This window comes from Streptomyces sp. NPDC111516 (assembly GCF_055635345.1).
In genome coordinates, this window is sequence record NZ_JBVKBV010000003.1 from 259,569 (window position 1) to 276,623 (window position 17,055).

Genomic DNA, 17,055 nt, shown 5'->3' on the forward strand with positions numbered 1-17,055 from the left:
CGTGCGTAGTCTGTGCGGCATGCAGACCACCGGGAACCGTGAGACGGCCGAGCGCGTCAGTCTTCGCGGACCAGTTGGAGGTACTGCGGATGAGCCTGTCGCAGGGCTGGTCCGTCATTCGGGGGGACCGGATCTCAGCCGCCGCTTCCAGGCGTTCTTGCCTGCCCGAGGAGTAGTCGTTCCATGAGCGAGCACCGTCGCAAAACGCCCCAACCGCAAGGTGGCGGGCGGGCAGCGGCCAGACGAGCCGCCCAGCAGTCCTCAGGACGCCGAGCCGCTCCGTCACGCGGAGTAACGTCCGAGTCACATTCCGAGTCGCCTTCCGGTTCGCGCGGCGGGGACAGCCCGTACGGCGGGCGCGCGGCGGCCAGACGGGCCGCCCAGCACGGCGGCCGTGGTGGCAGCGGTGGCGGTGGTCGTCGTCGCGGTGGTGGCGGCGACGGCGGACACGAGGGCCCGGGACGGGGGCGCGGCCGCGGTGGCCAACGTCCCGTCAAGAAGCGCTTCATCGACTACCCGCGCGCCGGGAAGTACGGCGTGCGGCGCTGGGTGCCGTCCTGGAAGCTCGTCTCCAGCCTCTGTATCGGCTTCTGCGGCCTGCTCATGGGCCTGGCCGGGATCGCGTACGCCATGGTCACCACGCCCAAGGTGAACGAAACCGCGAAGGCGCAGAACAACGTCTATTTCTATGACGACGGCACGCAGATGGTCGCCACGGGCGGTGAGGTCAACCGTCAGATCATCGGTTACGAGCAGATCCCCGAAGCCATGCGGAACGCGGTCATCTCGGCCGAGAACAAGTCCTTCGAGCACGACAGAGGCATCGACCCCATGGGCATCGCCCGTGCTCTGTACAACATGGCGACCGGTGGCCAGACCCAGGGTGGGTCGACGATCACCCAGCAGTACGTGAAGAACTCCTACCTGTCCCAGGACCAGACCCTGAGCCGGAAGTTCCAGGAAATCTTCATCACGCTCAAGGTCACCAACGAGATGGACAAGAACCAGATCATCACCGATTACCTCAACATCTCGTACTACGGGCGAGGTGCGTCGGGGATCCAGGCGGCGGCCCGTACGTACTTCGACAAGGACGCCAAGGACCTGGACCCGAGCGAGTGCGCGTTCCTGGCCACGCTACTCAAGGGTGCGACCTACTTCGACCCGGCGGGTGTTCCCGAGGTCGATGAAGTGCAGGCCACCAAGGCGAAGAACACCGATCGGGCCAAGAAGCGGTGGAAGTGGATCCTCGACGAAGAGGTGAAGGACAAGCGCCTCTCGGCGGAGGAGCGCGCCAAGTACACCGAGTTCCCGAAGCTCAAGCCGCCGAGGAAGGACGCCCAGTTGGGCGGTCAGACCGGCTACCTGGTCGACCTCGCCAAGAAGTACTTCCTCAACAACAACACCAAGCATGTGACGGCGGAGCAGCTCGCCCAGGGCGGCTACGAGATCCACACCACCTTCAACAGGGAGAAGGTCGAGGAGCTCGATGCCGCGGTCAAGAAGGTCTACGACAACAAGATCAAGCCGAAGCAGCGCCCCAAGACGGACACCCACGTCCAGTTCGGCGGTGGGTCGGTGGATCCCAAGACCGGTGCCATCGTGGCGATCTACGGCGGTGAGGACGCGACAAAGCACTACACCAACAACGCCGACCCCACGGGTGCGCAGGTCGGTTCGACCTTCAAGCCGTTCGTGCTGGCGGCGGCGATGGAGTACGGCAAGCGCGACCCCTTGGGCGGGCCGGACCAGGGTTTGTCGGAGCGCGAGAAGGTCTCGCCGCTGAGCATCTACAACGCCGACGACAAGCTGAAGATCAAGAAGTACAACGGCGAGATCTGGACGGACGAGAACGGCAAGGAGTGGCTGCAGGCCAACGACGGCGGGGAGTCGAAGGGCAACATCACCCTTCGTGAGGCGATGCAGTGGTCCGCCAACTCCCCGTACGTACAGCTGGGCATGGATGTCGGCACCGACAAGGTGAAGGACATGGCCATCGCCGCGGGGCTCAAGGACGACAACAACATGGCTGATTCGAATGTGCCGTCGTTCTCCATCGGTACGTCCTCGCCCAGCGCGATCCGCATGGCCGGTGCGTATGCGACCTTCGCCGCCAGCGGCATGCAGCGCGAGCCCTACTCGGTCGAGGAAGTGAAGTACGAGGGCAATGTCATCTACCAGCACAAGGACGCCCCCAAGCGAGCCTTCGGCAATGACATCGCCGACAACGTCACCGATGTCCTGAAGAACGTCGTCGAAAAGGGAACCGGAACTCCCGCGCAGCTCCCCGGCCGCGACGTGGCGGGCAAGACGGGTACGACGGACGAGAACAAGTCGGCCTGGTTCGTCGGCTACACCCCGCAGCTGTCGACGGCCATCAGCATGTACCGGCTCGACGACAACGAGAAGAACGCGGACCGCAAGTTCGAGAAGATGTACGGCACGGGTGGTGAGAAGACGATCCACGGTGCTTCGTTCCCGGCCCAGATCTGGCACGACTACATGGCGGATGCGCTGAAGGGCCAGAAGGCCCTGAGCTTCCCGCCGCCGACGCCGATCGGTGAGAAGGTCTACGGCGGCGGCGCCCAGAGCCCCAAGCCGACGCCCACCGCCGTGGAGTCGCCCTTGCCGTCCACCTCGCCGTCCGAGTCGCCCTCGATGAGCCCGTCCTCGCCCGCTCCCGACCCCAGCGACACCTGTAGCGCATGGGACCGGAACTGCCGGAACAGCAATGGCGGAACCAATAACGGAGGTGCGAACGGCGGAGACATCGGCGGTCCCAGTACCAGCCCGTCGACGACCGCCTCGCCACCGGGCGGCGGTAACGGCAACGGCAACGGCAACGGCAACCCGAATGGTGGCGGGATCTTCGGAGGTCCGGGCGGCTGACGCCCGTCCGGCCGCGCAGGCCGGCGACCAGGCCTGGTCATGAGGGCCGCCGCACCACACGGTGCGGCGGCCCTCGTCGTTCCCACAGTCCCGTACGGCAGGATGAGCGGCATGCCAAGCGCAGAAGAGACGAGTGTGCACGAGGAACGGCCCGTCGTACGGCCCACGCACCAGGACGAGATCGCCGAGGCCGGCAGCGAGCTGATCGGCGGGCGGTCAGGGCGCTGGACACGGCTCGGCAGCACGGCACTCACTCCCGTGGGCGTCATCGCGCTGACGGCCCTCGGGATGTTCGCGCTGGGCATGGTGCAGAAACTGCCCTGCTACAACTGGGCGTGGTTCAGGGGTGCCGGCTCGCAGTACACGCACGCCTGCTACTCGGACATTCCGCATCTCTATGTGGCACGTGGCTTCTCCGAGGGCCTCGTACCGTACTTCGACCGGCTGCCCGGCGACATGCAGTACCTGGAGTATCCCGTTCTGACGGGCGTGTTCATGCAGATCGCGTCCTGGCTGACGCCCGGCGGATCAATTCAGCACCGTGAGCAGATGTACTGGATGGTCAACGCGGGCATGCTGATGATCTGCGCCGTGATCATCGCCGTCTGTGTTGCCCGTACGCACCGGCGTCGCCCCTGGGACGGGCTGCTCGTCGCCCTCGCGCCGGCCTTCGCGCTCACCGCGACGATCAACTGGGACCTGCTGGCCGTCGCGCTGACGGCCGCGGCGATGCTCATGTGGGCCCGGGGACGGGCAGTGGCGTTCGGCATCCTCATCGGGCTCGCCACGGCTGCCAAGCTCTATCCCGTGCTGCTGCTGGGGCCGGTCTTCGTGCTGTGCTGGCGGGCGGGCAAATGGCGGGAGCTCGGCTTGGCGGCGCTCGGGACGGCGGCGTCCTGGCTGGTGGTGAACCTGCCTGTGATGGCCCTCGCGCCCGAGGGGTGGAACAAGTTCTACACATTCAGTGAGGAACGGGGCATCGACTTCGGCTCCTTCTGGCTGATCATCACCCAGCGCACCGGCATCACGATCGAGGTCTCGACCGTCAATCGCCTGTCGATCCTGCTGATGTTCGTGCTGTGCGCGGCCATCGGGGCGCTGACGCTGATGGCGCCGCGCAGGCCTCGTTTCGCGCAGCTCGCTTTTCTCGTCGTCGCCGCGTTCATCCTCGTCAACAAGGTCTACTCGCCGCAGTATGTGCTGTGGCTGCTCCCCCTCGCCGCCCTCGCCAGGCCGCGCTGGCGCGACTTCCTGATCTGGCAGGCGTGCGAGGTCATGTACTTCCTGGGCATCTGGATGTACCTCGCGTACACGACGAGCGGGGACAAGCACCAGGGGCTCCCCACGGAGGGGTACCAGCTGGCGATCATCCTGCATCTGCTCGGCACGCTGTACCTCTGCGCCGTCGTCGTACGCGACATCCTCATGCCGGAGCGGGACGTCGTACGACGCGACGGGTCGGACGATCCGTCCGGCGGGGTGCTCGACGGCGCCCAGGACGTGTTCGTACTGCGGCGGGCGGCGCATCCGCCGCGCCAAGCCGTGCCCGCCGTGGAGGGGCCGCGGGTGGAATGGGGCGCGGCGCACGGTCCGGTCGCGGACTGAGACGGGGCGCTCTCCGGATTCCCGGACAGCGCCCCGGCCTGATCAAACGAGCGGCCCTAGCGGTCGACGAGGCGGTCGAACTGGGTGGTCGTGTGGCGCAGATGGGCCACCAGCTCATCGCCCACCTTCGGCTCCTGCGCGTCCGAGGGGACGAACAGGATCGACACCTGCATGTGCGGCGGTTCGGCGAACCAGCGCTGCTTGCCCGCCCAGACGAACGGGGACAGGTTGCGGTTGACGGTGGCCAGGCCCGCGCGGGCGACGCCCTTGGCGCGCGGCATCACGCCGTGCAGGGCCTTCGGGGCCTCCAGGCCCACACCGTGCGACGTCCCGCCCGCGACGACCACCAGCCAGCCGTCCGAGGCGGCCTTCTGCTGGCGGTAGCCGAAACGGTCGCCCTTGACGACGCGTGTGACGTCCAGAACGGCGCCCCGGTACTCCGTCGCCTCGTGGTCGCCGAGCCAAAGGCGGGTACCGATGCGAGCGCGGAAACGGGTCTGCGGGAACTGCTGCTGGAGCCGGCCCAGCTCCTCGGCGCGCAGATGGCTGACGAACATGGTGTGCAGCGGCAGCCGGGCCGCGCGCAGCCGGTCCATCCAGCCGATGACCTCCTCGACCGCGTCCGAGCCGTCCGTACGGTCCAGCGGCAGATGCAGGGCGAAGCCTTCGAGGCGTACGTCCTCGATGGCGGCGTGCAGCTGCCCCAGCTCCTCCTCCTTGACCCCGTGGCGCTTCATCGAGCTCATGCACTCGATGACGACCCGCGCGCCCACCAGGGCGTGCACGCCGTCCACGGAGGAGACGGACCGGATGACCCGGTCGGGCAGCGGCACCGGCTCCTCGCCCCGGCGGAACGGGGTGAGGACCAGCAGATCACCGCTGAACCAGTCCTTTATGCGGGCCGCCTCATAGGTGGTGCCGACGGCGAGCATGTCGGAGCCGAAGCGGATGGCCTCGTCGGCGAGGCGCTCGTGACCGAAGCCGTATCCGTTGCCCTTGCAGACCGGGACGAGGCCGGGGAACTGGTCGAGGACGGATTTCTGGTGCGCCCGCCAGCGCGCGGTGTCGACGTAGAGGGAGAGCGCCATGGCCGGTCCGGAACCCTTCTGGTGGCTGCGGTGTGTGGGAGGTGTACGGAGTCGAAGTCCCCATTGAAACCAATGAAGCCGGTTTCGTCAGTGGGACGACGCGTATCAGCGGCGCGACATGTAGATGTCGAGCGCCTTGTGCAGCAGCTTGTTGAGCGGGAAGTCCCACTCGCCGAGGTACTCGGCAGCCTGCCCGCCGGTGCCGACCTTGAACTGGATCAGGCCGAAAAGGTGGTCGGTCTCGTCGAGCGAGTCGGAGATGCCGCGCAGGTCGTAGACGGTGGCCCCCATGGCGTACGCGTCGCGCAGCATCCGCCACTGCATCGCGTTCGAGGGCCGGACCTCGCGCTTGTGGTTGGCGGACGCGCCGTACGAGTACCAGACGTGCCCACCGACGATCAGCATGGTCGCGGCCGCGACGTTCTCGCCCTCGTGCCGGGCGAAGTACAGCCGCATCCGGTTGGGGTCCTCGTTGTTGAGGGCCGTCCACATGCGCTCGAAGTAGCCCAGCGGACGCGGCCGGAAGTGGTCGCGTTCCGCCGTGATCTCGTACAGCCGCTGCCACTCGGCGAGCTCCGCATAGCTGCCCTGGACGACCTCGACGCCGGCCTTCTCGGCCTTCTTGATATTGCGTCGCCACAACTGGTTGAAGCCCTTGTGGACGTCTTCGAGCGAGCGGTTCGCCAGCGGCACCTGGAAGACGTAGCGGGGCTGTACGTCACCGAAACCGGCGCCGCCGTCCTCGCCCTGCTGCCAGCCCATCTTCCGCAGCCGGTCCGCGACTTCGAAGGCACGCGGTTCGATGTGGGTGGCCTCGACGTCGCGCAGCCGCTTCACGTCCGGGTCCTGGATGCCCGACTTGATGGCGGCCGCGTCCCAGCGACGGATGACGACCGGCGGGCCCATCTTCACGGAGAAGGCGCCCTGTTGCTTGAGATGCGCCAGCATCGGCTGCAGCCAGTCGCTCAGGTTCGGGGCGTACCAGTTGATGACCGGGCCCTCGGGCAGGTAGGCCAGATAGCGCTTGATCTTGGGCAACTGCCGGTAGAGCACCAGGCCGGCGCCGACGAGCTGTCCGTTCTTGTCGAACCAGCCCAGGCTCTCCGAGCGCCACTCGGCCTTCACGTCTGCCCATGCCGGGACCTGCATGTGACTCGCCGCGGGCAGATTCTGGATGTATGCCAGATGCTGCTCTCGGCTGATGGTCCTCAGGGTCAGGCTCATGCGGGGCGCTCCTCGGCAGGTGTGTCCCCATCGGTCAGGGGCTCCGGCTCTCGCGCCGAAGCCTACTGTGACCGGGGAGCGCCCCGTCTGGCCCTATGGGGCCTTGCCGGTCCGTCCCGGGCTGGAAGGGACAGACCGGCAGGGCCCTGTCCCTTCCTTGCGCCGGGCCTCGCGTTACCGGCTGTGTCCGGTTGTGTCTGGTTGTGTCTGTCTCGGATCAGCCCACTACGCCGCCGAAGAGGCCGCCGTGGGCCATGCCCAGGAAGAACCCGATGGCGCACGCGCCCATGCCGATGATCAGGGGGAACCGCTCGCGTGTGGTCACCGAGATGTACTGCCCGTACGCCGCCGTCAGGATTCCGATGAGTCCGGCCCACGAACTGACCAGATGCAGGTTGTGGAACATCGCCGTCACGAAGGCGAGCGCCCCGAGGACGAGCGTCACCGCCACCAGGGTCGCCTGGAGCGGATGGGGCCTGCCGTCCGTGGCGAGAAGAGAAACCCGGGGACGGGGACGGGATCGTATGTCCTGTGCCATGGAGACCTCCTGGCCGGAAGGTGGCGCGTTGTGGCGCCACTCACACCCGATGTGTCCAGATTGCGTCTCCTGGGCACCGGATTTCAACCGGAAGCCGGTGTGCGGGTACTCTGTACGGTCTGCACCGGTGTCTGCCCAGGCCAGCATCTCAGCCCCTCTCGATGGAGGGCGTTGTCAGTGGCGGCTGTTTTACTCGGAGACACCGATGCTTACGCATCACGACCCTCCTGCCACGGAACGACCGTGGCCGCTGAGTCCAAAGGAGGTGGGTTCCACATGCGTCACTACGAGGTGATGGTCATCCTCGACCCCGATCTCGAGGAGCGCGCTGTCTCCCCGCTGATCGAGAACTTCCTCTCCGTCGTCCGTGAGGGCAACGGAAAGGTTGAGAAGGTCGACACCTGGGGCCGTCGTCGTCTCGCTTACGAGATCAAGAAGAAGCCCGAGGGCATCTACTCGGTCATCGACCTGCAGGCCGAGCCTGCGGTCGTCAAGGAGCTCGACCGCCAGATGAACCTGAACGAGTCGGTCCTCCGGACCAAGGTCCTCCGTCCCGAGATCCACTGAGCGTCTAGCTCAGCGGTCATCGGGTTCGAGTAGCAGCAAGCAGCCAGAAGCAATCCCCGCCGAGAGGTTCACCCATGGCAGGCGAGACCGTCATCACGGTCGTCGGCAATCTCGTCGACGACCCCGAGCTGCGCTTCACCCCGTCCGGTGCGGCGGTCGCGAAGTTCCGTGTCGCGTCCACTCCCCGCATCTTCGACCGGCAGACCAATGAGTGGAAGGACGGCGAAGGCCTGTTCCTCACCTGCTCGGTCTGGCGGCAGGCGGCGGAGAACGTCGCCGAGTCGCTTCAGCGAGGCATGCGCGTAGTCGTGCAGGGCCGGCTGAAGCAGCGGTCGTACGAAGACCGCGAGGGCGTCAAGCGCACGGTCTACGAGCTGGACGTCGAGGAAGTCGGCCCCAGCCTCAAGAACGCCACGGCCAAGGTCACCAAGACCACCGGTCGCGGTGGTCAGGGCGGCCAGGGTGGATACGGCGGTGGCCAGCAGGGCGGCGGCAGCTGGGGCGGCGGTCCCGGTGGCGGTGGCCAGCAGGGTGGCGGCGGCGCTCCCGCCGACGACCCTTGGGCCACGAGCGCGCCGTCCGGCGGTCAGCAGGGCGGGGGCCAGCAAGGTGGAGGCGGTTGGGGCGGAAGCTCCGGCGGCTCCGGCGGCGGCTACTCGGACGAGCCTCCCTTCTAGGGCGGCTCGTACCCCCACTTCTTGATCACACAGGAGAAACACCATGGCGAAGCCGCCTGTGCGCAAGCCTAAGAAGAAGGTCTGCGCGTTCTGCAAGGACAAGACCCAGTACGTGGACTACAAGGACACGAACATGCTGCGGAAGTTCATTTCCGACCGCGGCAAGATCCGTGCCCGCCGCGTGACCGGCAACTGCACGCAGCACCAGCGTGACGTCGCCACGGCAGTCAAGAACAGCCGTGAGATGGCGCTGCTGCCCTACACGTCCACCGCGCGATAAGGGAAGGGTGACCGAATCATGAAGATCATCCTCACCCACGAGGTCTCCGGCCTCGGTGCTGCGGGCGACGTCGTCGACGTCAAGGACGGGTACGCCCGTAACTACCTGGTTCCGCGGGGCTTTGCCATCCGCTGGACCAAGGGTGGCGAGAAGGACGTGGCGCAGATCCGCCGCGCCCGCAAGATCCACGAGATCGCCACGATCGAGCAGGCCAACGAGATCAAGACCAAGCTCGAGGCCGTGAAGGTCCGTCTGGCTGTTCGCTCCGGCGACGCCGGCCGTCTCTTCGGCTCCGTGACCCCGGCCGACATCGCCTCGGCGATCAAGGCTGCCGGTGGCCCCGACGTCGACAAGCGGCGCGTCGAGCTCGGCTCGCCGATCAAGACGCTCGGCGGACACCAGGTGTCCGTGCGTCTGCACCCCGAGGTCGCTGCTCAGCTCGGCATCGAGGTCGTTGCTGCCTAAGGGCACAGCTCACCAGAGCAGGTGAAGGGCCGTACCCCGCGGGGTACGGCCCTTCACTGTTTCACGTGAAACGGGGCGTCGCCCGCTGGCTCAGCGGGTGGCGCCGGTGACGATCCACCGGCCCGACCGGGTGCGCAGCCAGAGCGTGGCCATGCGGACGGTCATCATCAGGGCCATCGCCCACCACAGCGCGGTCAGGCCGCCGCCGAATACCGGTACCAGTAGAGCTACCGGGGCGAAGACGGCCAGTGTGATGAGCATGGCCCAGGCCAGATACCGCCCGTCTCCGGCGCCCATCAGTACTCCGTCCAGGACGAAGACCACGCCCGCGATCGGCTGGGACAGGGCCACCACCAGCAACGCCGGGAGCAGCGTGTCCTGTACGGACCGGTCGCCGGTGAACAAGGGGACGAACAGTGGCCGGGCAAGGACGATCAGTGCCCCGAACACCAACCCGGAAGCGATGCCCCACTGCACCATGCGGCGGCATGCCTCGCGTGCCCCCTTGGCGTCATCGGCTCCCAGATAGCGGCCGATGATGGCCTGCCCCGCGATGGCGATGGCGTCGAGAGCGAAGGCCATCAGGCTCCAGAGCGAGAGGATGATCTGGTGCGCGGCGATCTCGGCGTCGCCGAGCCGGGCGGCGACGGCTGTGGCGATCAGCAGGACGGCGCGGAGCGACAGCGTACGGACCAGCAGCGGAACGCCCGCCTGGGCGCTGGCCCTGATGCCTGCGGCGTCGGGACGCAGCGAGGCGCCGTGCCGCCGCGCTCCACGTACCACCACGACCAGGTAGGCGGCGGCCATGGAGACCTGTGCGATCACGGTGCCCCAGGCCGACCCGGCGATGCCGAGGCCGGCGCCGTAGACGAGTCCCGCGTTGAGGGCTCCGTTGGCCGCGAAGCCTCCGACGGCGACATAGAGCGGGGTTCTGGTGTCCTGGAGGCCGCGGAGTACGCCGGTCGCGGCCATCACGATGAGCATGGCCGGTATGCCGAGGCTGGAGATCCTGAGGTACGTGGTGGCATAGGGTGCCGCGCGGTCGGAGGCGCCGAAGATGTCCACGAGCCAGGGTGCCGCGGGGAGCGCGAGGGCGATGACGACGATGCCGAGCAGGAGGGCAAGCCAGATACCGTCCATGCCCTGGCGGATCGCGGAGGCCAGATCGCCCGCACCGACCCGTCGCGCCACTGCCGCGGTGGTGGCGTACGCGAGGAAGATGAAGACGCTGACGGCGGTGGTCAGCAGAGCGGCGGCGACGGCCAGACCAGCCAGCTGCGGTGTGCCGAGATGGCCGACGATGGCACTGTCGACCATCACGAAGAGCGGCTCGGAGACGAGTGCGCCGAAGGCAGGGACGGCAAGCGAGATGATCTCGCGGTCGTGCCGTCGACGGCTGGGCGGAGAGGTTGCCGGGGCCTGGGTCATGGGGGTCAATCTAATCTTCCACAGGTAATGGATGCAATGAAGAAGCAGTCCTTACATTTACTCACGGTCGGCGTTCTCCGGTGCGCTGTTTGTCGTGATCTTGTGCCGACTCGGAAAGTTTTTCTCCCCCACAGCCCGTGGACGGAGAAAGTCCAGGTCAGAGCCTTGCTGGTGCGGGTGCTATGAGTTTGTCCACAGCGCTGTCCCCCGTTCCGTGCACAGGTTCTGCGGAGTTCTCCACAGCATCTGGCCGGTCGTCCACATGCCCTGTGGATAACCAGATTGGCTGACGGTGCTGAGCGGCCTAACGTGGTCCGGCGCCCGCACCCCGTTTCGGCCTTGGAACCCGCAGAACTCGTCGCGCCGGAACCGGAGTCGGGCGTCTTGTTTGTCGGTGCTGTGCCGTAAGAAAGAGTGGCACGGCGAGGTCCGCGGAGCGGACGGGAGGAGGCGGCCGGGTGAGCATTCCCGAGCCTTTGGACGACCCCTGGGCCGACACCGGTCCCAGCGACCGTCTGCCCGTCACCCGCCAGCGCCGCGGCGAACGCAGGGACCGCACGGAACAGCATGAACGCGGCAGGGAGAGCGGTGGATGGGAGGGCGGCTCCCCCGGTTTCGAGCGGGTCCCGCCCCAGGACCTCGATGCCGAACAGTCGGTCCTCGGCGGCATGCTCCTGTCGAAGGACGCCATCGCCGATGTCGTGGAGATCATCAAGGGCCACGACTTCTACCGCCCCGCGCACGAGACCGTCTACCAGGCGATCCTCGACCTCTACGCCAAGGGCGAGCCGGCCGACCCGATCACGGTGGCCGCCGAGTTGGTCAAGCGTGGTGAGATCACCAAGGTGGGCGGAGCTCCCTATCTGCACACCCTCGTCCAGTCCGTGCCGACCGCGGCCAACGCCTCGTACTACGCGGAGATCGTCCACGAACGCGCTGTCCTGAGGCGGCTCGTCGAAGCCGGGACGAAGATCACGCAGATGGGATACGCGGCCGACGGCGATGTCGACGACATCGTGAACTCCGCGCAGGCCGAGATCTACGCCGTCACCGAGCAGCGCACCAGCGAGGACTACCTGCCGCTCGGCGACATCATGGAGGGCGCTCTCGACGAGATCGAGGCGATCGGTTCGCGCAGCGGCGAGATGACCGGGGTGCCGACCGGCTTCACCGACCTCGACGCCCTGACGAACGGCCTGCACCCGGGCCAGATGGTTGTCATCGCGGCCCGCCCGGCCATGGGTAAGTCCACGCTGGCGCTGGACTTCGCGCGGGCCTGTTCGATCAAGAGCAACCTGCCCAGCGTGATCTTCTCCCTCGAAATGGGGCGCAACGAGATCGCGATGCGACTGCTGTCGGCCGAGGCACGGGTGGCGCTGCACCACATGCGTTCCGGCACCATGACCGATGAGGACTGGACGCGGCTGGCCCGCCGGATGCCGGATGTCTCGGCCGCCCCCCTCTACATCGACGACTCCCCGAACCTTTCCATGATGGAGATCCGGGCGAAGTGCCGTCGCCTCAAACAGCGCAACGACCTCAAACTCGTGGTCATCGACTATCTGCAGCTGATGCAGTCCGGCGGATCGAAGCGCGCCGAGAGCCGCCAGCAGGAGGTCTCGGACATGTCCCGAAACCTCAAGCTGCTCGCGAAGGAGCTGCAGCTCCCGGTCATCGCGCTCTCCCAGCTGAACCGTGGCCCCGAGCAGCGCACGGACAAGAAGCCCATGGTCTCCGACCTGCGTGAATCCGGGTCCATCGAGCAGGACGCCGACATGGTGATCCTGCTGCACCGCGAGGACGCCTACGAGAAGGAGTCCCCCCGCGCCGGCGAGGCCGACCTGATCGTGGCCAAGCACCGTAACGGCCCGACGGCGACGATCACCGTGGCCTTCCAGGGCCACTACTCGCGATTCGTGGACATGGCACAGACCTGAGCGCGGCCTCCTTGCCGAGGAGCACCTCGGACAGGGGCCGATGGGCTCACACCCACAAGATCCGCCTTCGCCCTCTCGCGGCGCAGGAAGCCACCGCACCGAGCAGGCAAGGCCGCACCCCTGCCGTCCTGCGGACGACTGGACCTGAGTGGCTCAGGACGGCGGGATGACACGCGTGACCACCAGCTCCACCAGCCGGTCCACCGTGGCTTCGGGCCGGAAACCGCTCTCGGGGCCGGTGAGAACGGCGGGCAGGGTGAAGTGCTCCAGCAGCAGGCCCGTCATGGCCAGGTACAGGACCAGGAAGGCGTCCGCGTCGCCCGGCAGGCCCGCCGCCCGGTGGAACCGGGCACTCTCGTCGACGTTGGCGCGGACGGTCTCCGTCAGACGGTCGCGGAGCGCCGGCCGACGGGTTGCCTCCAGGCGGAGTTCCAGCATGGCGAGGTAGCCGGTGCGGTCGTCGCCCATGCGCTGCACCAGCCAACGCATCAGGTCGGCGACCAGCGCACGCGAGGGCGCCGGGCGCATGGCCTGCTCGACCTTGGCCGGATCGGGTGTCATGCGGACGGTGATACGGGCGGCCGCCTGCATGAACAGGTCGTCGCGGTTGGCGAAGTAGTTGGACGACGTGCCCACGGGGACGCCGGCGCGTGCATCGACGGCGCGGAACGTGAGCCCCCGCGCCCCCTTGTCCGCCAGCACTTCGATGGCTGCATCGACGAGCGCTGTTCTGCGCTCGGGGTTTTTGGCCATGCGTGGGCCTCCCTCATCTTCTCTTCGGATCTTTCCCGGAAAGGGATTGCGTAACCACTACGCATGGAGCACTCTAGGTGAAGTGGTCGTGGCTCCGATACGCCGCGACGGAACGGGGATCCTGTGCGAAAGCTGACCTACTACATCGCCTGCTCCATCGACGGTTTCATCGGAGATCCGAGCGGAGACGCGTCGTCCATGCTCCAGTTCGTGGGCGAGGAGTTCCTGGAATTCCTGAAGACGCACTATCCGGAAACGATCTCGGCCGAGGGGCGCGCCGCGCTCGGTTGGCACGACGTCGAGAACCAGCGGTTCGACACCGTGATCCAGGGGCGGGCCAGTTACCAACTGGCATTGGACGTCAACATCACCAGCCCGTACGCCCAGCTGCGCGAGCTCGTGGCTTCGCGGACCCTCAAGGAGTCACCCGACCCGAACGTCGAGCTCGTGTCCGACGACGTGGTCGCAAGGGTCCGGGAACTCAAGGCGGAGGACAGCGAGCTCGGAATCTGGCTCTGCGGCGGCTCCCGGCTCGCCGGAGAGCTGATCGACGAGATCGACGAGTTGGTGATCAAGACATACCCGATCGTCTACGGTTCGGGCATGCCGATGTTCGGCTCGGATTTCGCGCCCACCGCGTTCGCGCTGGACTCGGTTCGCGTCTTCGACAACGGCACCCTGGTCAGGACCTACAGCCGGACGCGCTGACAGGGCGGTATGGCTGTGACGGCGGCGGTGGCGGGGCATGGTTCAGGTGCTGTGAAATGCGTTCGCCACAGCCCGGGTTCTGCGGGTAGTTGTTGAACATGACTTCCCCATCTGAACAGTTGCTCCCCGGTACGCAGCGTGCTCTGCTGCACCGCATCGCCACCGCGCAGTCGGAAGGCCGCGCGCCCTCGCTCGTCGCCGCGGTGCAGAGGCGGGGGCAGACCGTCTGGAGTGGCTCCCGCAGCTGCGTGGACGACCACGCCCCCGACGCCGACACACAGTTCAGGATCGGCTCGATCACCAAGACGTTCACCGCGGTGCTGGTCCTGCGGTTGCGCGACGAGGGACTTCTGGACCTGGGCGACCCGCTGGAGAAGCATCTGCCCGGCACGGGCGTCGGTGGAGTCACTGTTCACCAACTCCTGGGCCACAGCGCGGGACTGGGCGCCGAGTCGCCCGCCCCCTGGTGGGAGAGGACCCCGGGTGCGCTGCGGCCCGAGCTCGCCGACGTACTCGGTGAGCAGACGAGGATGCACGCCCCGGGCCGCCGTCACCACTACTCGAACCCTGGCTACACCCTGCTGGGCGCGCTGGTCGAGAAGGTGCGCGGGGCGAGCTGGGTTGAGGTGCTGCGACGCGAGATCCTGGAACCGCTCGGCATGCACCGTACGAGCCCCCAGCCGCAGGCACCGCACGCAGGCGGCTGGGCAGTGCACCCCTGGGCCGATGTCATGCTGCCTGAGCCGACCGAGGATCTCGGGCTGATGGCCCCGGCCGGTCAGCTCTGGTCCACCACCGGCGACCTTCTCCGCTTCGCGGCCTTTCTCGCCGAAGGAGACGACCGGGTGCTCTGTACCGCCTCCGTGGAACAGATGCGTGAACCGTCCGCACCGACCGAGTCCGGCGACTGGGAGTCGCATTACGGCCTGGGTCTTCAGCTTGTGCGGACGGGCGGCCGCACGCTCTTCGGGCACACGGGCTCGCTGCCCGGCTTCCTGGCGGCGTTGTGGTTCAGTGTCGAGGACGATGTGACGGCCGTCGTTCTCACCAACACCACGTCCGGGCCGATGATCGGGGGTGTTGCCGCCGACCTCGTGAAGATCGTCGCCGAGGCCGAGCCTCGCATTCCGGAGCCCTGGCGCCCCCTGCCCGGGGCGGACGCGGAGCTTCTCGCGCTGACCGGTCCCTGGTACTGGGGCACGCACGCGAACGTCGTGCGACTGACCTCGGACGGTGGGCTGGAGCTTCAGCCCCTGCGAGGCAATGGCCGGGGTGCCCGTTTCACCGCACGGCCCGACGACACTTGGGTCGGTCTCAACGGCTATTACGCGGGGGAGACGCTGCGCGTCGTCCGGAACGACGACGGCAGCGTGAACCATCTCGATCTCGGTTCGTTCGTCTTCACGCGGGAGCCGTACGACCCCGCGGCGGCCATTCCCGGCGGTGTGGACGAAGCTGGCTGGCGAGGCCTCGGAGCCTGAGCGCCACGCCACTTGAGAACGTCGCGTGGCCTGAGTACCACGCCCCCGGCCCCTGCCGTTTCACGTGAAACGGCAGGGGCCGAGGGCGTCAACCCCCGTTCCAATGGGGTGCGGAAGCGCGGCGTGATCCGTGCACGCGGCCGGTCCCGGCGGATGCGGCCTTCGGCTGCCAGGATCCGGATGACACGGGAGGCGACACCCTGCACTCCCTCGCACTTCTTGCCGGGGAACACGGTGATGTCGGTATGCGGCCACGGAGAGTTCGCTGCGAATCGTGGGTCAGGCCGTAAGCGCGGCAAGGGTCTGCTGTTCGGCGTCGGCGAGCCGTTGCTCGTCCAGCCCATGGCCGTCGTCCGCCAGGTGCTTGAGGAAGGTGCGGCGTCTGGCCGCGGTCAGAGCGCGAGCTTGAAGCCCACGTGGCTGGCGGTGAAACCGAGCCGCTCGTAGAAGCGATGAGCATCGGTCCGGGTCGCATCGGAAGTCAACTGGACCAACTGGCAGTGCCGGCGCCGGGATTCGTCCACGGCCCATTCGATCAGCCGGGTGCCGAGACCGCTGCCGCGTTCGTCGGCGTGGACGCGGACGCCCTCGATGACCGAGCGGGTCGAGCCACGCCGGGAGAGTCCGGGGATCACGGTCAGTTGCAGGGTTCCGACGACGCGGTCCCCGCGCACGGCGACGACCAGGTGCTGGTTCGGGTCGTCCGCCAGCCGCCGGAACGCGGTGCGGTACGGGGCGAGGTCGTCCGGTGACTCACGCTGTGCACCGAGTGGATCGTCGGCGAGCATGGCCACGATCGCGGGGATGTCGGTGAGGGCCGCGAGGCGTATTTCCAGATCACTCATGATCAGCACACTACGCAGCCCATGAGCATGGCGCGGCGATTCTCCGGCCTGTGCGGGGACCGGTCACGGTTGCGCGGCGACTCACGCGACGGATGCGGGGGCCTTGAGCTCTTCGACAGCCCGGACGAGCGGGGACAGCTCGGGGTTCCTGGCGGCTTCGTCGAGTGCGGCGCGCAGCGCGGTGTCATTGGTCGACCGGGCCTCTGTGAGCAGGGCGAGGCCGGCCTCGGTGACGTCGGTGTAGATGCCGCGGCGATCGGTGTCGCAGAGATACCGGGTCAGCAGTCCGCGGTCCTCGAGCCGGGTGACCAGGCGGGTGGTGGCGCTCTGACTGAGGACGACGGCGTCCGCGACCTGCTTCATCTGGAGATGGCCACCGGGGCCGCTGTGCTGCCGGCTCAGGACGTCGAGCAGGGAGTACTCCCGCACGCTGAGCCCGTGACCGGTCTGCAGGGCACGCTCGATACGGGCCTCGATCTTCCCGTGGAGCAAGGAGAGCGCGCACCAGCCCTGGGACAGGGCGGTCAGCGCGGGGTCTGTCGCTGTCATGAAGTCTCTCCTCCGTCTCGG

Annotated in this window: 16 protein-coding genes; 9 read left to right on the forward strand and 7 right to left on the reverse strand. The window is 67.5% G+C overall.

Annotated elements, in window-relative coordinates:
- Nucleotides 1-183 precede the first annotated feature (183 nt).
- Together ACZ7L9_RS09145 and ACZ7L9_RS09150 are read left to right on the forward strand one after the other, a co-directional pair.
- Entirely contained in the window at nt 184-2,889 is a 2,706-nt protein-coding gene (locus tag ACZ7L9_RS09145; RefSeq protein ID WP_471413863.1) for a transglycosylase domain-containing protein, read from the forward strand.
- A gap of 111 nt (nt 2,890-3,000) precedes the next feature.
- The gene (locus ACZ7L9_RS09150; RefSeq protein WP_471413865.1) at nt 3,001-4,494 is read left to right on the forward strand and encodes a glycosyltransferase family 87 protein; all 1,494 of its coding nucleotides are present in this window, start codon (nt 3,001-3,003) and stop codon (nt 4,492-4,494) included.
- Nucleotides 4,495-4,550: 56 nt separating this feature from the next.
- On the opposite strand, the gene ACZ7L9_RS09155 is transcribed toward ACZ7L9_RS09150, so the two are convergent.
- The 3 genes from ACZ7L9_RS09155 to ACZ7L9_RS09165 form a co-directional block, all read right to left on the reverse strand.
- Nucleotides 4,551-5,582 carry an alanine racemase gene (locus ACZ7L9_RS09155; RefSeq protein ID WP_093895066.1) on the reverse strand — a complete coding sequence of 344 codons (1,032 nt, stop codon included), beginning with the start codon at nt 5,580-5,582 and terminating at the stop codon, nt 4,551-4,553.
- A 105-nt stretch (nt 5,583-5,687) separates the two neighbouring features.
- Nucleotides 5,688-6,806, reverse strand: coding sequence for a lipid II:glycine glycyltransferase FemX (locus ACZ7L9_RS09160; protein ID WP_471413868.1), 1,119 nt, complete (start codon nt 6,804-6,806; stop codon nt 5,688-5,690).
- A 217-nt stretch (nt 6,807-7,023) separates the two neighbouring features.
- Nucleotides 7,024-7,344, reverse strand: coding sequence for a hypothetical protein (locus ACZ7L9_RS09165; protein ID WP_471413870.1), 321 nt, complete (start codon nt 7,342-7,344; stop codon nt 7,024-7,026).
- A gap of 276 nt (nt 7,345-7,620) precedes the next feature.
- On the opposite strand from ACZ7L9_RS09165, the gene rpsF reads away from it, so the two are divergent.
- The 4 genes from rpsF (at nt 7,621) to rplI (ending at nt 9,333) form a co-directional block, all read left to right on the forward strand.
- Nucleotides 7,621-7,911, forward strand: coding sequence for a 30S ribosomal protein S6 (gene rpsF / locus ACZ7L9_RS09170; RefSeq protein ID WP_015609864.1), 291 nt, complete (start codon nt 7,621-7,623; stop codon nt 7,909-7,911).
- Nucleotides 7,912-7,985: 74 nt separating this feature from the next.
- Entirely contained in the window at nt 7,986-8,588 is a 603-nt protein-coding gene (locus ACZ7L9_RS09175) for a single-stranded DNA-binding protein (protein WP_471413872.1), read from the forward strand.
- 43 nt (nt 8,589-8,631) lie between these two features.
- Nucleotides 8,632-8,868 carry a 30S ribosomal protein S18 gene (gene rpsR / locus ACZ7L9_RS09180; protein ID WP_003967857.1) on the forward strand — a complete coding sequence of 79 codons (237 nt, stop codon included), beginning with the start codon at nt 8,632-8,634 and terminating at the stop codon, nt 8,866-8,868.
- 18 nt (nt 8,869-8,886) lie between these two features.
- Entirely contained in the window at nt 8,887-9,333 is a 447-nt protein-coding gene (gene rplI / locus ACZ7L9_RS09185; RefSeq protein WP_266747338.1) for a 50S ribosomal protein L9, read from the forward strand.
- A 90-nt stretch (nt 9,334-9,423) separates the two neighbouring features.
- On the opposite strand, the gene ACZ7L9_RS09190 is transcribed toward rplI, so the two are convergent.
- Nucleotides 9,424-10,761: an MATE family efflux transporter gene (locus tag ACZ7L9_RS09190; RefSeq protein ID WP_471413875.1), complete on the reverse strand. Its 1,338-nt coding sequence runs from the start codon at nt 10,759-10,761 to the stop codon at nt 9,424-9,426.
- A 476-nt stretch (nt 10,762-11,237) separates the two neighbouring features.
- Here ACZ7L9_RS09190 and dnaB point away from each other — a divergent pair, with 476 nt between their 5' ends.
- Nucleotides 11,238-12,698, forward strand: a complete 1,461-nt coding sequence (gene dnaB, locus ACZ7L9_RS09195) for a replicative DNA helicase (protein ID WP_471414124.1) — start codon at nt 11,238-11,240, stop codon at nt 12,696-12,698.
- A gap of 153 nt (nt 12,699-12,851) precedes the next feature.
- On the opposite strand, the gene ACZ7L9_RS09200 is transcribed toward dnaB, so the two are convergent.
- A complete protein-coding gene (locus tag ACZ7L9_RS09200; protein WP_471413876.1) occupies nt 12,852-13,451 on the reverse strand; it encodes a TetR/AcrR family transcriptional regulator in 600 nt (199 codons plus the stop codon).
- Nucleotides 13,452-13,574: 123 nt separating this feature from the next.
- On the opposite strand from ACZ7L9_RS09200, the gene ACZ7L9_RS09205 reads away from it, so the two are divergent.
- Entirely contained in the window at nt 13,575-14,159 is a 585-nt protein-coding gene (locus ACZ7L9_RS09205; RefSeq protein ID WP_471413878.1) for a dihydrofolate reductase family protein, read from the forward strand.
- A 98-nt stretch (nt 14,160-14,257) separates the two neighbouring features.
- The gene (locus ACZ7L9_RS09210) at nt 14,258-15,640 is read left to right on the forward strand and encodes a serine hydrolase domain-containing protein (RefSeq protein WP_471413880.1); all 1,383 of its coding nucleotides are present in this window, start codon (nt 14,258-14,260) and stop codon (nt 15,638-15,640) included.
- A gap of 392 nt (nt 15,641-16,032) precedes the next feature.
- Here ACZ7L9_RS09210 and ACZ7L9_RS09215 read toward each other — a convergent pair whose 3' ends face one another.
- Complete coding sequence (locus tag ACZ7L9_RS09215; protein WP_471413882.1) at nt 16,033-16,485, reverse strand: GNAT family N-acetyltransferase; 453 nt, start codon at nt 16,483-16,485, stop codon at nt 16,033-16,035.
- An 81-nt stretch (nt 16,486-16,566) separates the two neighbouring features.
- Nucleotides 16,567-17,034: a MarR family winged helix-turn-helix transcriptional regulator gene (locus ACZ7L9_RS09220; protein ID WP_471413883.1), complete on the reverse strand. Its 468-nt coding sequence runs from the start codon at nt 17,032-17,034 to the stop codon at nt 16,567-16,569.
- Nucleotides 17,035-17,055 lie beyond the last annotated feature (21 nt).

Bases quoted from the DNA above. Each gene is read 5' to 3' on its own strand.
- ACZ7L9_RS09165 (WP_471413870.1), bottom strand. From the start codon at position 7,344: ATGGCACAGGACATACGATCCCGTCCCCGTCCCCGGGTTTCTCTTCTC.
- ACZ7L9_RS09145 (WP_471413863.1), top strand. From the start codon at position 184: ATGAGCGAGCACCGTCGCAAAACGCCCCAACCGCAAGGTGGCGGGCGG.
- ACZ7L9_RS09200 (WP_471413876.1), bottom strand. From the start codon at position 13,451: ATGGCCAAAAACCCCGAGCGCAGAACAGCGCTCGTCGATGCAGCCATC.
- ACZ7L9_RS09210 (WP_471413880.1), top strand. From the start codon at position 14,258: ATGACTTCCCCATCTGAACAGTTGCTCCCCGGTACGCAGCGTGCTCTG.
- ACZ7L9_RS09175 (WP_471413872.1), top strand. From the start codon at position 7,986: ATGGCAGGCGAGACCGTCATCACGGTCGTCGGCAATCTCGTCGACGAC.
- rpsF (WP_015609864.1), top strand. From the start codon at position 7,621: ATGCGTCACTACGAGGTGATGGTCATCCTCGACCCCGATCTCGAGGAG.
- rpsR (WP_003967857.1), top strand. From the start codon at position 8,632: ATGGCGAAGCCGCCTGTGCGCAAGCCTAAGAAGAAGGTCTGCGCGTTC.
- ACZ7L9_RS09215 (WP_471413882.1), bottom strand. From the start codon at position 16,485: ATGAGTGATCTGGAAATACGCCTCGCGGCCCTCACCGACATCCCCGCG.
- ACZ7L9_RS09220 (WP_471413883.1), bottom strand. From the start codon at position 17,034: ATGACAGCGACAGACCCCGCGCTGACCGCCCTGTCCCAGGGCTGGTGC.
- ACZ7L9_RS09190 (WP_471413875.1), bottom strand. From the start codon at position 10,761: ATGACCCAGGCCCCGGCAACCTCTCCGCCCAGCCGTCGACGGCACGAC.
- ACZ7L9_RS09155 (WP_093895066.1), bottom strand. From the start codon at position 5,582: ATGGCGCTCTCCCTCTACGTCGACACCGCGCGCTGGCGGGCGCACCAG.
- ACZ7L9_RS09160 (WP_471413868.1), bottom strand. From the start codon at position 6,806: ATGAGCCTGACCCTGAGGACCATCAGCCGAGAGCAGCATCTGGCATAC.
- rplI (WP_266747338.1), top strand. From the start codon at position 8,887: ATGAAGATCATCCTCACCCACGAGGTCTCCGGCCTCGGTGCTGCGGGC.
- ACZ7L9_RS09150 (WP_471413865.1), top strand. From the start codon at position 3,001: ATGCCAAGCGCAGAAGAGACGAGTGTGCACGAGGAACGGCCCGTCGTA.